The 14,668-nt window shown below is 29.0% G+C and carries 24 protein-coding genes; all 24 read right to left on the bottom strand.

All coding sequences use genetic code 11. The annotated features are described in order from the left end of the window. Position 1: 1 nt before the first annotated feature. The 24 genes from E0D94_RS06755 to E0D94_RS06650 all read right to left on the bottom strand — a co-directional run bounded on the left by E0D94_RS06755 (position 2) and on the right by E0D94_RS06650 (position 14,668). Positions 2 to 2,293: a phage tail tape measure protein gene (locus E0D94_RS06755; protein WP_130806521.1), complete on the bottom strand. Its 2,292-nt coding sequence runs from the start codon at positions 2,291 to 2,293 to the stop codon at positions 2 to 4. Positions 2,294 to 2,469: 176 nt separating this feature from the next. Next, on the bottom strand, positions 2,470 to 2,928 hold the full coding sequence (locus tag E0D94_RS06750) for a hypothetical protein (RefSeq protein WP_130806520.1): 459 nt from the start codon (positions 2,926 to 2,928) through the stop codon (positions 2,470 to 2,472). Further along, positions 2,928 to 3,503: a phage tail protein gene (locus tag E0D94_RS06745; RefSeq protein ID WP_130806519.1), complete on the bottom strand. Its 576-nt coding sequence runs from the start codon at positions 3,501 to 3,503 to the stop codon at positions 2,928 to 2,930. Before E0D94_RS06745 ends, E0D94_RS06750 begins: the two co-directional genes overlap by 1 nt. Position 3,504: 1 nt before the next feature. Continuing rightward, on the bottom strand, positions 3,505 to 3,918 hold the full coding sequence (locus tag E0D94_RS06740; protein ID WP_130806518.1) for a hypothetical protein: 414 nt from the start codon (positions 3,916 to 3,918) through the stop codon (positions 3,505 to 3,507). Then, positions 3,919 to 4,269 carry a hypothetical protein gene (locus tag E0D94_RS06735; RefSeq protein WP_130806517.1) on the bottom strand — a complete coding sequence of 117 codons (351 nt, stop codon included), beginning with the start codon at positions 4,267 to 4,269 and terminating at the stop codon, positions 3,919 to 3,921. Next, entirely contained in the window at positions 4,270 to 4,596 is a 327-nt protein-coding gene (locus E0D94_RS06730; protein ID WP_130806516.1) for a phage head closure protein, read from the bottom strand. Then, positions 4,577 to 4,867 carry a head-tail connector protein gene (locus tag E0D94_RS06725; protein WP_130806515.1) on the bottom strand — a complete coding sequence of 97 codons (291 nt, stop codon included), beginning with the start codon at positions 4,865 to 4,867 and terminating at the stop codon, positions 4,577 to 4,579. Before E0D94_RS06725 ends, E0D94_RS06730 begins: the two co-directional genes overlap by 20 nt. 8 nt (positions 4,868 to 4,875) lie before the next feature. After that, positions 4,876 to 5,064 carry a hypothetical protein gene (locus E0D94_RS06720; protein WP_130806514.1) on the bottom strand — a complete coding sequence of 63 codons (189 nt, stop codon included), beginning with the start codon at positions 5,062 to 5,064 and terminating at the stop codon, positions 4,876 to 4,878. 13 nt (positions 5,065 to 5,077) lie between these two features. Next, positions 5,078 to 6,283: a phage major capsid protein gene (locus E0D94_RS06715; protein ID WP_242620492.1), complete on the bottom strand. Its 1,206-nt coding sequence runs from the start codon at positions 6,281 to 6,283 to the stop codon at positions 5,078 to 5,080. Next, the gene (locus E0D94_RS06710) at positions 6,276 to 7,010 is read right to left on the bottom strand and encodes a head maturation protease, ClpP-related (protein WP_130806513.1); all 735 of its coding nucleotides are present in this window, start codon (positions 7,008 to 7,010) and stop codon (positions 6,276 to 6,278) included. Before E0D94_RS06710 ends, E0D94_RS06715 begins: the two co-directional genes overlap by 8 nt. 7 nt (positions 7,011 to 7,017) lie before the next feature. Further along, the gene (locus tag E0D94_RS14785) at positions 7,018 to 7,179 is read right to left on the bottom strand and encodes a hypothetical protein (RefSeq protein WP_165442892.1); all 162 of its coding nucleotides are present in this window, start codon (positions 7,177 to 7,179) and stop codon (positions 7,018 to 7,020) included. Continuing rightward, entirely contained in the window at positions 7,180 to 8,328 is a 1,149-nt protein-coding gene (locus E0D94_RS06705; RefSeq protein ID WP_130806512.1) for a phage portal protein, read from the bottom strand. A gap of 13 nt (positions 8,329 to 8,341) precedes the next feature. Beyond that, positions 8,342 to 9,946, bottom strand: coding sequence for a terminase TerL endonuclease subunit (locus E0D94_RS06700; protein WP_130806511.1), 1,605 nt, complete (start codon positions 9,944 to 9,946; stop codon positions 8,342 to 8,344). A gap of 25 nt (positions 9,947 to 9,971) precedes the next feature. Then, entirely contained in the window at positions 9,972 to 10,295 is a 324-nt protein-coding gene (locus tag E0D94_RS06695; RefSeq protein WP_130806510.1) for a P27 family phage terminase small subunit, read from the bottom strand. A 106-nt stretch (positions 10,296 to 10,401) separates the two neighbouring features. Beyond that, positions 10,402 to 10,572, bottom strand: coding sequence for a hypothetical protein (locus tag E0D94_RS06690; protein WP_165442891.1), 171 nt, complete (start codon positions 10,570 to 10,572; stop codon positions 10,402 to 10,404). A gap of 1 nt (position 10,573) precedes the next feature. Continuing rightward, positions 10,574 to 10,882, bottom strand: coding sequence for an HNH endonuclease (locus E0D94_RS06685; protein WP_130806508.1), 309 nt, complete (start codon positions 10,880 to 10,882; stop codon positions 10,574 to 10,576). Between the two features lie 43 nt (positions 10,883 to 10,925). Further along, the gene (locus tag E0D94_RS06680; protein ID WP_130806507.1) at positions 10,926 to 11,156 is read right to left on the bottom strand and encodes a hypothetical protein; all 231 of its coding nucleotides are present in this window, start codon (positions 11,154 to 11,156) and stop codon (positions 10,926 to 10,928) included. A 54-nt stretch (positions 11,157 to 11,210) separates the two neighbouring features. Then, positions 11,211 to 11,435, bottom strand: coding sequence for a hypothetical protein (locus E0D94_RS06675; RefSeq protein ID WP_130806506.1), 225 nt, complete (start codon positions 11,433 to 11,435; stop codon positions 11,211 to 11,213). A gap of 369 nt (positions 11,436 to 11,804) precedes the next feature. Further along, positions 11,805 to 12,251 (bottom strand): hypothetical protein, encoded by a 447-nt coding sequence (locus E0D94_RS06670; protein ID WP_130806505.1) that lies wholly within the window; start codon positions 12,249 to 12,251, stop codon positions 11,805 to 11,807. A gap of 243 nt (positions 12,252 to 12,494) precedes the next feature. After that, positions 12,495 to 13,136, bottom strand: coding sequence for a putative HNHc nuclease (locus tag E0D94_RS06665; protein WP_130806504.1), 642 nt, complete (start codon positions 13,134 to 13,136; stop codon positions 12,495 to 12,497). 2 nt (positions 13,137 to 13,138) lie between these two features. Continuing rightward, positions 13,139 to 13,297, bottom strand: coding sequence for a hypothetical protein (locus tag E0D94_RS14780; protein ID WP_165442890.1), 159 nt, complete (start codon positions 13,295 to 13,297; stop codon positions 13,139 to 13,141). A gap of 51 nt (positions 13,298 to 13,348) precedes the next feature. Beyond that, positions 13,349 to 14,065 carry a hypothetical protein gene (locus tag E0D94_RS06660; protein ID WP_130806503.1) on the bottom strand — a complete coding sequence of 239 codons (717 nt, stop codon included), beginning with the start codon at positions 14,063 to 14,065 and terminating at the stop codon, positions 13,349 to 13,351. Between the two features lie 20 nt (positions 14,066 to 14,085). Continuing rightward, positions 14,086 to 14,472 (bottom strand): replication terminator protein, encoded by a 387-nt coding sequence (locus tag E0D94_RS06655; protein WP_130806502.1) that lies wholly within the window; start codon positions 14,470 to 14,472, stop codon positions 14,086 to 14,088. Beyond that, positions 14,462 to 14,668, bottom strand: a complete 207-nt coding sequence (locus tag E0D94_RS06650) for a hypothetical protein (protein WP_130806501.1) — start codon at positions 14,666 to 14,668, stop codon at positions 14,462 to 14,464. The genes E0D94_RS06655 and E0D94_RS06650 overlap by 11 nt, the downstream gene beginning before the upstream one ends.

Genomic DNA, 14,668 nt, shown 5'->3' with positions numbered 1-14,668 from the left:
CTTACCTCCCCTTTCTTTTTCTATATTTTTCTAATTGTTGTGCTGTGATATGAATTGTCTTTTTAATTATAGTTTCACCATCTAAAGGTACATCTACAGTTAGGTATATATCTCCCATAGCTTCAAGTGAAGGTTGCATATAATCTATAGGTAATACATCTCTTATCATTCCTGCAAGTTTAGAAATAGGTAATACTGCTTCCATTCCATTACCTGTACCTCTATAAGCATCTCCTACTCCTACACCACCAAATACAGTTGGTTTTCTAAATATAGCTCCTTCTGACTTCCATGACACTCCTATTTTAGGTATTGTTTTTTTCTTCCAGCTAAATTCACCAGTAATCTTAAACCTAGGCATTTTAGGCATAGAAAATTTAGGAATTTTTAATTTCAATCCACTAAAGAAACCTTTTATTTTATCTATAGCTGTAGATATTTTATCTTTAGCTGTATTAATAGGATCTACTATTGCACTTTTAGCAGCATCAAATTTAGACTTTGCACTACTTCTAAGACTCTCAAATTTACTTACTGCATCATTTTTCATAGTCGATATTCTATTTTTTACATCAGTAGCAGTATTTTTAACTGGATTCACTACATTAGATTTAAACTGATTAAATTTTGTTCTTGCATCATCTTTCATAGAATTAATTTTATTAGATGCATTAGTTTTCATTTCTGATATTTTATTTTTTACATTAGTTGCAGTTTCTTTTACTGGATTTATAACATTTGTTTTAAATTCATTAAATTTATTTTTAGCACCTTCTTTTAATTCAGTAAATTTAGTCACTACTCCATCTTTCATAACAGTAAATTTTTCTACTAACCAGTTTTTAAGTTGTAATGCTTTTTCTTTTATCAAGTCCCAATTTTTATATATTAATACTCCTGCTGCAATAGCTGCAGCTATTGCTATACCCCATGGACCAAATAATGTAGCAAATATAGGTTTTAAAAATCCAGCAAGTGCAACTGCTGCTGTTTTGATTCCGGCCCATGCTCCAAGTAGAGGTCCTATGGCTATTACAATATTTCCTATAGCACCTACTATTACTCCAAAGACCACAAGTAATGGTCCTAGTGCTACTAATAAACCTATAGCTATTCCTATAAATTTTTGTGTTTTAGGGGATAAATCTATAAACCATTGTATTAATTCTTTTATCTTTTCTCCCCACTCTTGCATTTTAGGAATTAAAGTATCTCTAATTAAAGGAACCAAATTATCTCTTAAAATAGGTGCTAAATCTGCACCTATTTTTAAGGCTGCATTTTTTATAGACTCTTTCATTTTATCCATTTCAATTCTAAAATTATTTGCGTCATTTAATGCATCTTCTGATAATACATTTCCAAGACTATGAGCTTCATCTCTTGTTTTCTGTATTTCTTCTGCCCCCATACCTAAAACTGGTGCTAACTCTTTCCATGCCCCACCAAAAAGAGATGAACCTATAGCATTTCTTTCTAGTGGATCTTCCATATCGGCAAGCTTATTAATCATTAAATCAAATTGCTCATCAGGACTTTTGTTTTTTAAATCATCATAACTTAAACCTAATTTCTTAAGTTGTTCTGTAGATTTCCCAGTTCCTGCTTCAAGTTGAGGGAGCTTTCTTACAAACCCTTCTATAGCACTTGTCATAGAATCTTGACTTACTCCTGCCACTGTCGCAACATGTCTCCATTCTTGTAAGCTATCTGTAGTAAGTCCTGTAATCTCTTTCAAATCTAATAATCTATCAGCAGCTTGACCAGATTTTGTTGCAAGTCCAACTAAACCAACTCCTGCTGCAATTATAGGAGCTGTAACTTTAGCTGTCATACCTTTGCCTATATCTTTCATCTTTGTTCCTGTGTTTTTTAGTTTATTGCCTACTTCATTTAACTTCTTTTTATAGTTATTTATCGGATTACTTGCCTTGTTTAATTCATCAGATGTAGTTTTTACTTTATTAGCAAACTGTTGCTCTTGTATTTTTGCATTTTTTAGTTCGCCTTCAAGTTTTCTAACTTCTTCTGAATTTTCTCCAAAAGTAGACTTAGCTTTATTTAATTGTTCTTGAGTCAATCTTACTCTTTCTTTTGCTTGTTCATGCCTTTTATTTAAATATTCTAATTTAGATTTTAATTTATCAGTTTCACTACCTGATAATCTCATTTGCTCTTTTTGTAATTTGAATTCTCTATTTAATTCAGTAGTGCTTTTTTTCATCTCACTCATAGAGTTTTTAAAATCTTCATTGAATACTTTAAAACTAATTTTTATTTCATCTTTCGCCATTAACTCACCCCTTTACTTAGGGTTTTGACTCCAATTATCAAGAGTCATTTTATTCCTTGCTACTCTATTTACAACTTGAAAAGGCTGATTCCAAAAAAAATCTTCACTTAAACCTAAAAAAAGTACATAGTAAGAATAAATATCTTCTATGCACTCATATTTAAGTTTAAGTGGTCTTACTTTTTTTCACCTTTATTAGGAGTTTTATTAGTTGACCTTTCTATTTTATCAGCAAATTTATTTTCTTTCTCTGCTGTAATCAGTTTTTGATATAACAATACTTTTTCCATTGAACTATCATTATATCTTTCTACAAATTCATCAAAAGTATATATTGCATCTTCTTCATATACATTTACACCTTTTAATATTTGTCCACCAATATAACCAACATAAATAGAAGTAAGTATCTTTATATCTTCTACATCTCCTACTTTATCCTCATCTACACTTCCTCCAAGTTGCATCAAATCCGTAACTAAGGAACTTCTAGTTGTTCCTAATTCATTTGCAACCTTAAGAGCTTTATTAGTTATTACACAAGGAACTGTTTCTTCTTCCGTAACTTTTAGAATTAATTCATTATCTTGCTCTGCCATCTCTTGCTTAAATAGTGTTATCTTTTCAATTTTCATTATACTTGCACCTCTTCAATCAATGTTCTATTGAATTCAGTATGCCAATTTTCAGCAACAGTTTGATCTGTTAATTCATCAACAAAAGCATCATAGTAAAATTCTCCTGATTCATCAGGACTAGCTCTAAACTCTAGTTCTATATAAGCTGCTTCATCAGCATCATTATCAATAGATACACTTAAACCAGTTAAAGTTGAACAATTAGGATAAGCTATTAATTTCTTAACATCTCCAAACTCATCTATTTCATCTGCTGTAAATATAAATTTTTTTCCTTTAGAATTTATTCCATATTTTCTTACCCCTGCTTTTAAACCTTCATTACTTAGCCCAAATATATTTTTCAATACATTTACCTTTATGTGAGCTCCTATTGTTACAGTTTGATATAAAGGTATTGTTATAACTTCTATAGTTCCTTCACAGTTTTTTGTTTTCTGTCTTGTTTCTGTTTCACTTTCTAAAGTTCCCATGCAACCAAATTTCTCACCAGGTTGTTGAGTATTTCCATCCATGAATTGAATTGAAGCATTCTTTATTTGAGTGCTTGTAAAATCTAAAACTTCTGGCATGTTATATTACCTCCTGTATTTTATTTGTTATTCTTTCTAATAATTCTTTCATAATAATTGGTTTTGCTACACTTGTACCTTTATTAGTAAACTCTCTAGCTATTTTATTTCTAGGTCCTCTACCTTCATTAGGAAACACTAAGTATCCATATGAATTCTTTTTGTTAGCAGATCCACCTTTAGTTTTAAAATCAAAACCTAAGTTATACTTATCAGCCTTAAAAGGCTCACTATATTTTGCATGTCTTTTATTTCTACTCGATACAGGTAATTTATCTGTTACCTTATCCTCTAATGTTCTAAATCCAAAATCATGAATAATGCTATTAGTTTCAGATTCTGCATTATCACCTAATTTAGATATTTTTTCTTCTAACATTTCTAAATCTTTTTTATCAATTTCAAATCTTTTCAATTACATACACCTTCTTCTTTTTAAAGGTTTTGTAACGTTAAATATTACTATATCTACATGCTGATTAGTTGATTCTAATTTAACTCTTTCATAGTAAGCCCTTTGAAATTTAAACCTTTTTGATTCCAAAGCTTCAATTATATCTTCTTCCATGAAATTTTCTTGCATTGTAGATACATAAGCTATTTCATAAGTTTGAGTAAAAAATCCATTAGTATTTTTACTTAACCCCACTTCTCTGTAGTAAAAATAATTCATGTTAGATAATTCATCTTCTGGAACTTCTGCATAATATATTGGGAGGTTAAACTGTTCTAAGGCTTTAGTAATTAAATCACCATTACCATTCATTTATACACCTACTCTCTGTAAGTACAGATATACATTTTGTGTATCAAAATCTAATTTTTCTATATCATATATTTTTTTATTAATTTTAACTTTATCTTTACTTGAAATATTTTTTATTAAAGGTGATTTAACTTTCATATCTATTACATAACCTAAGTTATTAGCTTGTATTAAATCTCCATCTCTAACAGACATAAGAGTAAAAAACAACTTTCCTTTAGATATGAAATCCTCACCTATTTTCTTTCTATTTGAACTAAATATAGATTTTATTTCACCATACTCTAATATTCCATCACAATAGCTATCATGCTTGAGTTGTTTCATTTTGTTCACCTTGCTTTTTAATTGCTTCTTCTAATTGTAATTGCAATATATCGTCATGAAAATTTTCTTTAAAATATTCAACTGAGTTATTTCTAGAATATCTACAATAGTTTAATAGAAGAATTTTAGGAGTGTCCTCGACTTCATAGTCAAGGCTCACTCCTATCAATCTATCTATATACTTTTTAGCTCTTTCAATTAGTTTTGTTATTTCCACATCTTCATCATCCCAAGTTACTCTTAGATGATTTTTAACATCTTCTAATAACATTTAACCACCTACTTTTTAGTAGATTCTTTTTCTTTTTGTGTTTCTTCTTTTGATTCTTTTATTTCTTCTAGAAATGGTCCTAATGAATGTGAATTTATTTCTTTAAATCTTTCTTTATTCACTGTAATTTCTTCGTCAATTTCATTAGTCTTTTTTGTTTCTTTATCTATAAATCTTTTTATTACTTTTGCTTTCAATTAAATTACCTCCTTAAGCTTGTGGTGGATTCATACCAGATATGTCAAATACTATAAAGCTTTCGTTATCAACTGGTTTACCATTTGCATATTGTTTTGCAATATATGTTCTTTCATCGTCTAACCATTTATAATGATCTGAGAAATCTATTTTTTGAGTAGAACCTACTCCCATAAAATAGTCTTTTGCAAGTCCTGCTACCATTTTACCTCTTTCTACTGCTACTGATTGAATTACCTTAGCAGGAATTGGTAACACTCCATATACATAAGTCTTATCAGCTGTTAAATAAGTAGTTTGAGCGAATATTTTTTCCCAGTAATCTAAAGGATTTACTAATAATAATACGTTATTTACTGCTCGTTTACCATCTTTAGTAAGTGGACTCATTATTTTAGTTCCTAATGTAGCCGGTTGTAAATCATTTAAAGCTACAGTTGCCTTAGGTTTGTAATCTCCTTCTTTAGCTGTTCCACCTGTTACTTCTGAATCAGAAGCCCCATAAGTTCCACCTGCTAAATCTCTCATCATACCTATAGGCTGTCCGTTTCCTGTTCCGTCTACTATAGCAAGTTCTAAAGCTATTGCCATTGATTCTGCTAATAACTCTCTTACAAATTTATCTAACCATTGTGGTCCTAAGTCTAACATTGCTTTACAAACTGGAACATATGCACTTAACTTATAAAGTTCTGTCTTTTCTTTCTTAAAAGCAACCTCTAACTTTTTCTTTATTGCTTCACATAATTGCCCCCACCAAGCAGCTTCAGCATCACCATTTCTAGTAACCCATTCTGTAACTCCTGTAGTATTTACAAAATCAATTTCATTCAATAGTGGATGGTTAGTTCTTAAATATTCAAATACCCTTTCAAATACAGTTGCTGGCATTAACTTTTCTACCCCACCAAAACCAGCAGATCCTATTACTTCGTTGTAATATTCTTTTTCATCTTTCGTTAAAGGGTTTAATCCTCTTTTTATCATTACTTCATTGTCAAAAGTGTCTTCTTTATTTGCTATAGTTTGCTCTGCTTCTTGTAATATTCTAGCTTCAATAGCTTTCGCCATTTCAACTTGAGCCTTTACAAAACCTTCACTATCAGCATTTTCTATTGCATTTTTCATGTTCTCTTGTAATTCTTTTTCATTTTTGATTTCTAAATCCTTGTTTTTCATTGCTCCAAATAACTGTAAATTTATTTTGTTCTTATTCATTATTCACTACCTCCTGTTTTTTAAAAGCATTAAAAAGAGTAGCCTTGTCAGCTACTTTAGTTTGTTTTTGATTATTAATTTTTTTATTATATTTATTAAACAAATTTTGTTTAACATTATTTTTTGGTTCCTCTTTAGGTTCTACATCTTCAAGTATTTCAGTACAAAAACCAAAAGCTTTACACTCTTCTGCAGTTAACCAAGATTCATCATCAAGTAAATCTTTAAGTTCTTCTTCTGTGCCTACAAACTTATTCATGTAACTAGCATGAACTGAAGTATCAATTTTTTCTAAATCATCAGCTACTTTTCTAAGTTCTTTAGAATTCCCCATTGCAAAAGTCCAGGCACAATGTATCATCTGCATAGAATTATCATACATATATACATTATCTCCAGATGTAGCAATTACAGATGCTCCACTTCCCGCAAGTGCATCTATATATATATCTACTGTATTATCATGTCTTTTTAGAATATTTCTAATAGCTATTGACTCAAATACATCTCCACCACCAGAATTAATATATACTTTAAGCTTTTTACCATCTGCTTCAGATAAAAACTTTTTAACTCTTGAAGAAGAAATTATATCTTCTCTTTCAGTTTCCCAAGGATAAGCTTCCCTTATGGTGCCATATAAATAAATCTCAGCATATTCACTTTCTACTTCATTTTTTATCTCAACTCTTGGTTTTATTTGAGACATTAATTTTTCTATATCCACTTAACTCTCACCTCCTTTCCTTGTTAAATACAATATGCAATACCTCTTTTGCATTTATATAAATTAATTCTGTAGTTTGAGGATTATAGATAATTGTTCTCCCATCTAAATATAAAACCTCTACACTTCCTTTAGTTTTTATTTTCTTTTTGCCTATAATAACATCCATCTATCCACCACCTTTAAATCTATCTTCAACTCTTTCATAGTTTTTAGTCATCCATCTAGCTTTACTCCATTTAGTATTTAATGGCTCCATACCAAGAACTCTTAAAGAATCATCAATACTAAATGCTCCTATTCTTTCTAATATATCAAGAGCACTTGCAATATCCTTAATGTCAACTGATTTAATTATAGAGGTATCTATTTTAAGATATGTCCTTTCTAAAAAAGCCTGTTTTCCATAATATTTTCTGTTTATTTCATCTTGAAGTAATTCTACTAAAGGATTGATACACAATGTTAATAGATTATTTATAACTTTTTCTGTATCTTGTACATTACCTCTAAGTAGCTGAGGAGGTATTTGAAAAGCTATAGCTGTAAAATCAAAAATATCATCTATAAAAGCTCTTATATCTCTACCTTCGATTCCACCTTTTATACCTATATTGCTTGATAACTCTTCATATTCCATTCCATTAGTTAATGGCAATACTGCTCCACCTTCAGCTTCAAAGAATCTTTTAAACTTTTTTGAAAGCAATTCCTGTAAAGCTTTTTGAGCTTTATCAGTTTCTGGATAACTGGAAGGAATTTTTAATGCACCTCTTCTAGCATTATTTTTCTTGTAGTGACCCTGTGATGCTGCTATTAATTTACTATAAGACTTATATAGTCCATCTACAACGTTTTTTATTTTTTCATTATGTAGCTCAAAATGAAAAACTTCTGATTCAAAATAAGGTTTATCAAGTTTTAATCCATCAACTTCCACATCTTTGTAAACATAATCTTTAAACGCATACTTTGTTACTTCATAACTATCAGCTACATAGAAATATCCATTATTTTGTATTATAAGACATTCATTGTCATAAATTAATTTATGGATCACATCTCTCCAGAACTTACTAGATGATTTATTTTTATTAGGTTCTACATTAAAAAGATAGTAATTTTCTCCTCTAGTTGATTTCCCTTTTTCATAAGTTTGAAATTCAGATCTAGCTACTGCATTAGAAATAAGATTAATACTAGCTTGTATAGCCAACTCTTTATAGAATAGCTCTGCTGCTATTTCACCAGTATACATATCTAAACTTACAGTAGTATTATTTTTAAATAGTCCAATAAACCAATCTGTTACTCCCATACACTCACCTCCTTTAATAGGTATATACATCATAGGACTTAAACTCTTGCATCTCTTCTAGTTCATTATCTTTTGTCAAAGCATGAATTAAACCAAAGAAACCATCTGTTTTTCTGGTCTTTGGCTCTATCTTTAGATATGTTGTATTACCTTTTTTGTCCGTTTCTGATGCTGTATTATTTATATACCATCTCATTGTTGGATTATCTCCGAATATAATATTATTAAATGCAAATAAACTTTCTATAAGTGGATTAATTTTAGCATGTGTTATTGGTCCTGAACGTGTTCTTGATAATGGTAATCCTAATTCATTAAATTTAGACTCAAGTAAACTAGCTCTATAATCATCAGCAACTATATCAATTATATTGTAACTTTCTGCTTGTTTTAAAAACCAACTTGCTATATCATTTTCACTTATTGCATTTTTTCTTATTATTGTTATTAGACCTCTATCTACCATTTCATTAACTGGGAATTTAATAGGTCTACTTTCTATTTCTAAAGCTTTATAGCATACAAAAGTATGTTCAATATAATATCTCTTACCATCTAGTTTAAAAAGCAATCCTACACTAGCAAAATCTGTTGTTTTTGCATAGTCTAATCCTCCTATACAATTAGCACCTTTTAATCTGTCATAAGGTATAGGTTTGTTTGTTGCTAATATATTTTCCCAACTTGTAACTGGAGTAAAATTATCTTCAGATGGAAAATTCATTCTTTTAGTTAAGAAGTCTATTGCTTTGTGTTGTTGATATTTCATTTTTATAGCATCTTTATTCATCTCTTTTTGAAGTTCTGGAAAATAAGGAAGAGAGGGACAAGCTTTTACCCACTTATCAGGATCCATAGCTTCTTCTTTTTTATCTATTTTATATATAAGTGGCAATAATCCTAAGTCAGTTATTTCTCCACTTAACACTCTTTTAGATAAATCTAATTGTTCATCTAATACTCCACCTCTTACATATCCATTAGTAGTTATATAAAAAACTCTTGAGTGTTTTCTTTTACCAAAACCAGAAGTAAAAACTTTAATAGTATCCCAAGTTTCATATTCATGTATTTCATCAAATACTAAACAAGCTGACCTTTTACCATCTTTAGTCTTTGCATTTGAAGTATTGTATTTTATATAAGAGTTGGTTTTAATATTAACTATTTTTTCTTTAGTCTTATAAAAGAATTTTTTTAATTTTTTCCAATGATCCTCTAATACATTAAATATATCAAAGAAAGAAGTTTGAGCTTGTTCTTCATTGTTAGCAATTATATCTACATTGTAACCTTTTACTCCATGATAATGAGTTGTAAGATACCATACTACTGGAGATATGAATCCATTTTTACCATTACCCCTGCCCATAACTATTATAAATTCATCAAATACTACTGAGTTATTAGATTTATAATAGCAATGTATTAAAGCAATAATAAAAAGCTCCCAATCTAAGAGCTTAAAGTCAAAATATTTTTCAATTAATTCTACTGCTTTATCTATTTTTTTATCATCTATGGATACATCAGAATTATTTAGTTTAGTTTCTATATAATCCATAGCTTGTTTTAATTCTTTAGAAGACTCTATTTCTTTATTTCTTATTTTATCCATATAAGAATTTATATAAAAATGGTAATTACATTTCCTCGTCATCTTCATCATCTGCCATTTCAACTTCACTAGCCTTTAGACCGAGTTCATTTAATATTTTTAACATCTGAGCATTTGTTTTATTTAGTTCTGATATAGAGTCGTTTTTCTTGTAGCCCCATTGTGCTTTGCCATTTTGATATCTCACAGATACTCCTCTTTCACTTATATCTTCTATAAGTTGATTTTTAATTTCCCACATAGAAATATAATCATTAATGAGGTCAATGTAATGACTTCCATATATCCCTTTTCTCTCTAGCTGATCTATAAGATCTTCTCTAATTTGTGTTTTTTTATGTTTGGCCATATCACTACACCCCCCTCATGTGAAAATATAGAAAAATATCTTTTGTCAGTACCCCTCCCCGTTTCATGTTCCCCAAATGTAAATTCATTTTTTTGACCCGGGGGTATTATATTTCATTATCAAAATGTTTAAATTCCATTTCAGATTTAACTCCTTCATCAATAGGAAAAAACATTCTACTATCACATTGCTCACATCTTTTACCATCTGATGTTCTTTTAATATAAATGTTTTTATATTTGCAATCTAAACATTCAAGTACTACATGAGTTACCATGCTACCATCTCTCCTCATTGATAAACTTCTTAGGTTTACTTTTAAAAAACTTTTCTGGATGTTCTTTATTATGACATACATTACATAGTGTTATGAGATTAGAAGGATCTAGTCCTCTCATTGGATTATCTTTTAAATGTTCCTTGTGATGTACACACTCACCTTTACTATACTTACCTTTATCTTTGCAATGTTGGCATTCATAGTTATCTCTCTTTAATATTTCTTCTCTCATTCTTCTCCAATAAATAGACTGATAGAATTTTATTTCATTTCCTTCTTGTATGTACTTTAATAACTTCTTGTTCATAAACTATCTCTCCAAATAAAAAAGACACCTCTGTTTGAAGTGTCTAAAATATAGCTATAAATATTGCTGCTATCATAACTATTGCTATAGGTATAAGTATCATCAGGCATCCTACACCTTGTATTCCTTTACCTACCTTCTTTATATTATCTGACTTGAGTTCTGTTTTAATTTTTTTATCTATCTTACTCTTTTCCTCTTCTGTCATTGCTTCATATTCTTCTTTACTTATTCCGTACTCAGTTAACTTCTTTCTAAAATCCAAATCATCCATATTACATATACCTCCTCTTTTAGTATTATATTCTACATAAAAGAGAATAATCCTCTATAAATTATTTCTAGCTGGATGAAATATTCTTCTTTGAATAATAAAGTGTTTAATTTTAGGTTTATATTTTTTATATTGTTTCTTTTGCTTTTCTCTTTGTTGTATTTTTGAAATTATTTCTTTCACTACTTCATCACGAAATTCTTTTACTTTTTCTACAATTTTTTTTATAAACTCTGTTATATTTGAAAGCGTATCATTTAAGTATTCTTCTATAGTCATTTTATATTCTCCTTTAATTATTTTCTATATATACCCATGATGCTGCAATAATTGTTATGACCATTCCAGATACAAAACCTATAATAAAATCAATCATGTTATTGTTATTCATCCTTTTTATCTTTAATCTCTTTAATACAGCGACTAAACATACAATAATAAGTATTTGAATCTATTTTAGTTCTCCATATACATTTTTTACATTTACTATTATTAAATTTTTTATTAGTAAATTTCATTTTTATCACCTTTTCGGCATAATAAAAAGAACACTCCTAGCTGTGAGTGTTCTTTTGAACTTTATTAAATTTAGAAGAAATTTTATAAGTTTCCTTAATACAATTATATCACATTATATTTTTACTTTTGTTACTTTGTTGTTACCTGTTTTGATGGTATCTCAATAGCAATTCTTCTAATATAATTATAATTATAATTTAATTCTTCTGCTATTGCTTTAAGAGTTTTACCTTCAATATCTCTTTTATATGCTACCTTATATTTTAATCCTTTTAATTCTTTTAATTGTTCTTCCATACTCTCTTTTTTATCTAACATTTCATTTATAGTATTACTATGCAAAACCATATGACTTTCTAACTTTTTTAATTTATCTAGTATTTCATCAAAACTTAATTGACCACTACCTTTTACATAAGGTTGAGAATAATCTATTGCTGATATATCTTTAGGTCCATCTAAATTAGCTAACTTTTTTAGTGCTTTAAATTGTATCTGATAGCTTTCATATCTATTAGTCCATATCTCTATATCCTCACAAAGCTCCCAATATGGTTTGAATCTATCATCATTCATATTCTGCCCCCTCTTAACTTAATAGCCCTCATTTTATATTCCTGATGGCTTTGTATATTACTTCATTGTCAACTGTCATTTCTACTAAAGGACTATTAATTATGCTATAGTAAAATTCACCTTGTTTTCTATCTAAAGCTTCTTTTATCTTTTCTATGTTATTTTGATATTCACTATATTTAAATTCTTTTATATCACCATTTTGATATTTACAAATTATAGTATTAATTTTCTATTCCCCCTTTAACTTATATCTTCATATGTGATTCCATAGACTTTATATTTCTTATTAAAGGTATCTTGTCCTATTTTGTGTGACTCTGTATGATGTTCTCTGCATAGTGCCATTTTCCTATATTTGCTATCATCTAAAGTATTTCTATTGTTACCTATACCTATTACATCTACATGATGTAATTCTGCTCTTCTTCCACATATACAACATCTTTTGTGTTTAATGCATCCATATAAATATCTATCTATATCGTCTACACGATTTAAGACTTTATCTGATAATGGTATATCGTGTTCCAGGATAAAATCTATTAGGTAGGTTATAAATTCTCTTGCTATACTAATGCTGCAATCACTAAGAGAAAAATATTCTATATTGTTCTTAAAGCAAAAGTTAAACTTTAAAAACTCTTTATAATAACTTGGCCATTCTCCAAGATAATCTGATATATCTTTTATAGTTGCATATATTTTCTTTCTTTGGTCGGATGTTATTATCCTATTATCATCTATCTTAATTTCACTGTTAATCACATTTCCATTTTTCACTTTTATTATTTTATGTTTTACTTTTTCACCAGGTATTCTTACTATTAAATCTGTTCCTTTATCTGTTTCTTTTATCCCTATTACTTGTGAGTAGTAGTTCATATTTACATCCCCACTCTATAACCATCTATGTCTATGTTTTTCTTTTCTGTATAAATATATTTTCCTGTTACTTCTACATACTTTGATTTATCTAATTGTTGTTTTACTATTTTAATTTTCTCTTTGAAATTTTTATAAGGTATAACTTCTATTGTTATCATAGTATCACCTCAATTTGTATTGTTTAGGGGCAGGTAATCTGCCCCAATATATTAAGATATGATCTCTACTCTTTGATTACATTCTTCTAAATTTTCTTCTAAGTACTCTTTGATACTCTTCATTGCTTGATTTCTCCACATTCCACCATCTGCTTCAAATATTGCTGCTCGTGGACCTTCTTGCATTCTAAATATAAACTTACTTTCTGGTTGCTCTATTTCTGGAAATGTTCTATATGGAGCTAATATAACTGGATTAGGTACTTCTGCTTCTCCTACACTTGCTACGCCTGTTTTAATTGTTACCTTTTGTGATACTCCATTGTCTCCAGTTTGCTTTACTGCTTCATCTCTTATTAACCCAGTAAATTTAAGTATTAAAGGTTTGTCCCCTTTATCATCAAAACTACTCTGCATCATAATATTAAATCTTTCAGTGTCTAAAAATTGGTCATATCTAATGTTGTCTGGTAATATTGCTTTTGCTATCATAAATTCATCTCTTTCTCCATCTCTATTTAATGGACTTAATACATTTACCTGTTCTGGACTTCTAACTTGAATTAATAGCTTTACTCCTATTTCATCTATATTTTTCTTGATATAATCAACTACACTAGTTAAGTTTGATACTCTTAATGCTTGGACCTCTGGTTCTGTTACTCTTTTTAAATTCTGTGTTGTGAATAACCCTTTTTCTGTTTCTACTAATACTTCCTTATCTAACCCTAGTCCTACTAAATATTCTAATCCTTCTCTATTTATCATTTTTACTACCTCCATTTTTATTATTTTAATATTTTTATTCCTCTAGTATCTACTGCTTCATCATCATTTAATATCTCGCCAGTTTCTTCATTTACCCTCATGTACCTTTGACCCTTTACCTGGTTATTATATTCACTTGCCACTATACCCCCTTGTCCATCTTTATCAATGATTATTTTTGTTGCTACTGGCATATTAGGAGCCAGTTTAGTTTTAACTACTATATCAACCATAGATAGTTCTCTTTCTTCATCTGATTTAAACTCTAATTCTACTGTCATTTTTCTTTTCTTTCTTGCATCTGTGTTTGGATCTGCTATATTTTCTAATACCTCTTTTAATCCCACGTTAAATTTTTCTGCTAATGCTCCACCTGCAAACTTTTCTAAATTTATATCATTTTTCATTACTTTTCCTCCTTCTTTTAAGTCCAAAATATTCTAATTCATCATCACTTGAGTTTTTAATTGCATATCTTAATCTACTCCTAGCAATTATTCTAGCTTTTCTATATGATATATCTCTCATTTCACCATTTTTAATTTCATAAAACACATCTTCTATATGGATTGATTTTATAACCATTCTTTGGAATTTGTTCAA

This window comes from Senegalia massiliensis (genome assembly GCF_900626135.1).
In the GTDB taxonomy this organism is placed as follows: Bacteria; Bacillota; Clostridia; order Tissierellales; family SIT17; genus Anaeromonas; species Anaeromonas massiliensis.
Note: the sequence above shows the minus strand (reverse complement) of the source record. Positions and strands in the feature narration are given on the sequence as shown.

What these genes read in the sequence shown, in the direction of transcription:
- E0D94_RS06755 (WP_130806521.1), bottom strand. Translation starts at nt 2,293, where the DNA reads ATGGCGAAAGATGAAATAAAAATTAGTTTTAAAGTATTCAATGAAGAT.
- E0D94_RS06750 (WP_130806520.1), bottom strand. Translation starts at nt 2,928, where the DNA reads ATGAAAATTGAAAAGATAACACTATTTAAGCAAGAGATGGCAGAGCAA.
- E0D94_RS06745 (WP_130806519.1), bottom strand. Translation starts at nt 3,503, where the DNA reads ATGCCAGAAGTTTTAGATTTTACAAGCACTCAAATAAAGAATGCTTCA.
- E0D94_RS06735 (WP_130806517.1), bottom strand. Translation starts at nt 4,269, where the DNA reads ATGAATGGTAATGGTGATTTAATTACTAAAGCCTTAGAACAGTTTAAC.
- E0D94_RS06730 (WP_130806516.1), bottom strand. Translation starts at nt 4,596, where the DNA reads ATGAAACAACTCAAGCATGATAGCTATTGTGATGGAATATTAGAGTAT.
- E0D94_RS06725 (WP_130806515.1), bottom strand. Translation starts at nt 4,867, where the DNA reads ATGTTATTAGAAGATGTTAAAAATCATCTAAGAGTAACTTGGGATGAT.
- E0D94_RS06715 (WP_242620492.1), bottom strand. Translation starts at nt 6,283, where the DNA reads ATGAATAAGAACAAAATAAATTTACAGTTATTTGGAGCAATGAAAAAC.
- E0D94_RS14785 (WP_165442892.1), bottom strand. Translation starts at nt 7,179, where the DNA reads ATGGATGTTATTATAGGCAAAAAGAAAATAAAAACTAAAGGAAGTGTA.
- E0D94_RS06705 (WP_130806512.1), bottom strand. Translation starts at nt 8,328, where the DNA reads ATGGGAGTAACAGATTGGTTTATTGGACTATTTAAAAATAATACTACT.
- E0D94_RS06700 (WP_130806511.1), bottom strand. Translation starts at nt 9,946, where the DNA reads ATGGATAAAATAAGAAATAAAGAAATAGAGTCTTCTAAAGAATTAAAA.
- E0D94_RS06695 (WP_130806510.1), bottom strand. Translation starts at nt 10,295, where the DNA reads ATGGCCAAACATAAAAAAACACAAATTAGAGAAGATCTTATAGATCAG.
- E0D94_RS06690 (WP_165442891.1), bottom strand. Translation starts at nt 10,572, where the DNA reads ATGGTAACTCATGTAGTACTTGAATGTTTAGATTGCAAATATAAAAAC.
- E0D94_RS06685 (WP_130806508.1), bottom strand. Translation starts at nt 10,882, where the DNA reads ATGAACAAGAAGTTATTAAAGTACATACAAGAAGGAAATGAAATAAAA.
- E0D94_RS06680 (WP_130806507.1), bottom strand. Translation starts at nt 11,156, where the DNA reads ATGGATGATTTGGATTTTAGAAAGAAGTTAACTGAGTACGGAATAAGT.
- E0D94_RS06675 (WP_130806506.1), bottom strand. Translation starts at nt 11,435, where the DNA reads ATGACTATAGAAGAATACTTAAATGATACGCTTTCAAATATAACAGAG.
- E0D94_RS06670 (WP_130806505.1), bottom strand. Translation starts at nt 12,251, where the DNA reads ATGAATGATGATAGATTCAAACCATATTGGGAGCTTTGTGAGGATATA.
- E0D94_RS06665 (WP_130806504.1), bottom strand. Translation starts at nt 13,136, where the DNA reads ATGAACTACTACTCACAAGTAATAGGGATAAAAGAAACAGATAAAGGA.
- E0D94_RS14780 (WP_165442890.1), bottom strand. Translation starts at nt 13,297, where the DNA reads ATGATAACAATAGAAGTTATACCTTATAAAAATTTCAAAGAGAAAATT.
- E0D94_RS06660 (WP_130806503.1), bottom strand. Translation starts at nt 14,065, where the DNA reads ATGATAAATAGAGAAGGATTAGAATATTTAGTAGGACTAGGGTTAGAT.
- E0D94_RS06655 (WP_130806502.1), bottom strand. Translation starts at nt 14,472, where the DNA reads ATGAAAAATGATATAAATTTAGAAAAGTTTGCAGGTGGAGCATTAGCA.